This window comes from Nitrospirota bacterium (genome assembly GCA_016219645.1).
Taxonomy (GTDB): domain Bacteria; phylum Nitrospirota; class Nitrospiria; order Nitrospirales; family Nitrospiraceae; genus Palsa-1315.
Window position 1 is genome coordinate 1 of sequence record JACRLR010000042.1, and the last position, 2,470, is coordinate 2,470.

At 56.4% G+C, this 2,470-nt stretch carries 2 protein-coding genes; both read left to right on the top strand.

The window, feature by feature from the left end:
- The first annotated feature begins 11 nt into the window (after positions 1 to 11).
- Positions 12 to 1,673, top strand: coding sequence for an alpha-keto acid decarboxylase family protein (locus HZB34_14630; GenBank protein MBI5317196.1), 1,662 nt, complete (start codon positions 12 to 14; stop codon positions 1,671 to 1,673).
- 239 nt (positions 1,674 to 1,912) lie between these two features.
- Positions 1,913 to 2,470 (top strand): glycosyl transferase (locus tag HZB34_14635; protein MBI5317197.1); only part of this gene is annotated, 558 nt, incomplete at its 3' end.

Genomic DNA, 2,470 nt, shown 5'->3' on the forward strand with positions numbered 1-2,470 from the left:
GATAAAGAAGAATGGGCGACAAAGCTACCATTGGTTCCGCTGTGTTGGATCGCCTGCATCGCCTGGGCGTTCGCCATATTTTCGGCATTCCGGGCGACTATGTCCTGTCCCTCTATCAATTGATCGAGGCCTCGCCGATCACACACGTCGGAACGACCAGGGAGGATTGTGCCGGTTTTGCGGCAGACGCCTATGCTCGCATCAACGGCATTGGAGCCGTCTGTGTGACCTACTGCGTCGGCGGTCTCAATACCGTCAACGCGATTGCCTGCGCCTATGCGGAACGCTCGCCGGTGATTCTCTTGACCGGATCTCCTGGCCTGTCTGAACGAACTCGCACTCCCTATTTGCATCACATGGTTCGAGATTTTTCCACGCAACGAGAAGTCTTCGAGCGGATGACCGTGGCCGCAGTGACGTTGGATGATCCGTTAACCGCCGAACGCGAGATGGATCGGGCCTTTGCCGCCCTGCTTCGCTACCGCCGTCCGATCTATATCGAAATCCCCAGAGACATGGTCCACTGTCCCCTTATGGGTGGCCTGAAACCGATCTGCATTGAGGATACACCGAGTGACCCGGCTGCTCTCGAAGAAGCGATCAGTGAAGTACGACTCATGCTCGCCTCGGCCAAGAAGCCGTCCATGCTGGTTGGCGCGGAGGTCGGCCGCTTCGGGCTCCAGGACGATCTCGCTCGCTTAGTGGAGCGACTCAACATTCCCATTGCCTCAACATTGCTTGGTAAATCGATCATTCGTGAAGACCATCCACTCTATGTCGGGGTGTATGGGGGGCTCATTGGTCGGGAGGAAGTCCAGCAGTTCATGAACGACTCCGACTGCCTGTTGATCCTGGGATCTATTCTGTCTGATGTGGAGGATCTGGATGCCACCTCGCCCTTACTGTCGGAAGGCCGTACCATCCATGCCACAGCCGACCGTGTGGCTATCAAACACCATCGGTACGAATCGATTAAATTCCAGGACTTTGTCCAAGGTCTTGTGAAATCTCCACTGCCCTCCTTTTCTCATTCCCAGCGGCTGTTCCCAGTTCAAGCCATTCCAGAACCGGCGACACCAGACCTGGATGCACCAGTAACATTAGGCGGACTCTTCCGTCATCTTGATACAGTCTTGACTGAAAAGACGGTCGTGATTGCGGATGTGGGTGAATCGCTCTTCGCCGCTGCGGATTTGCATGTGCGCCACCGGTTTGAGTTTCTGTCGCCGGCCTACTACACCTCGATGGGCTTTGCCGTACCTGCCGCCTTAGGCGCATCGTTCGCCGACCCGAGTCTGCGGCCCATCGTCCTGGTGGGAGACGGAGCCTTTCAAATGACCGGGACTGAGTTGGCCAGCTGCGTGCGCTACGGGCAAGCTCCGATTGTCATTATTTTGAATAATCGAGGCTATTCGACGGAGCGAGAGATCTTGGAAGGCCCCTTTAACGATGTGCACGAATGGCAGTATGACAAAGTATGCGACCTGATCGGAGGCGGAAGAGGCTCGCGCGTCAGCACGCAGCGGGAATTTGAACAGAACCTTGCCGCTGCCTTTGCCGATCACAGCCAGCTTCATGTCCTGAACGTACTCCTCAGCCCCAGCGATCGATCGCCCGGCATGCTGCGATTGGCGAGGCGGCTGGGGAAGAAGCTGTCGACGGATAAGCCATAGGGGAAACCATCCACACCTGCCTGCTTTTCCCTACACCTCTGCGAGACATTTTCTCAGAATTCGAGCAAATCCCCGGCACGAAGTGACAAGAGTCTTAGCCTTTCGTTATACTCAGTAATGGCACATCCCCTGCATTCTTCAGCGTAGAATCGGCTGAGAAGCATCCGCATCTTTTCGCTCCCCCGGTTTTACGCGGGATCGACGTTCAGCAATACTCCGCGATCCGTAGAGAGGTCATCGTGTCTGATTTTTATCAAAATGGGGTCGTGACCGTTCTCCACCGTCTCGGTCAGCCCAACACTGAGCAGCTGGAGCACGAGCTCGAGCGGTATGCGAAAACGACGCCGATCGCTCTGGTCCTCCCCTCACTGTATTCGGAACTGGAACGTCCCGCCCTCAAGCGCATCGTGGAAATCCTGGGTGAGGTTCGCTATATCAATGAGATCGTCATTTCTTTGGATCAGGCCTCTGCGCTGGAATTCCGGCTGGCCAAGCAATTCTTTGCTCAGCTCCCTCAACGAGTCCGTGTCGTCTGGAACGACGGGACCAGGATCCAGGCGCTGTTGAACACCTTGGTCTCGCATGAGATCGACATCGGACACCAGGGGAAAGGACGCGGGTGTTGGACGGCCTACGGCTATGTGCTGGCCCGGGGGCAAAGCCAAGTCATCGCCCTGCATGACTGCGACATCGTGAGCTACGACCGCCAGTACCTTGCTCGCCTCTGTTACCCCGTCGCCAATCCGAACCTCGCCTACGAATTTTGTAAGGGGTATTACAGCCGCGTGACGGACCGC

Coding starts and splice junctions, on each gene's coding strand:
- HZB34_14630 (MBI5317196.1), top strand. CDS start 12: ATGGGCGACAAAGCTACCATTGGTTCCGCTGTGTTGGATCGCCTGCAT.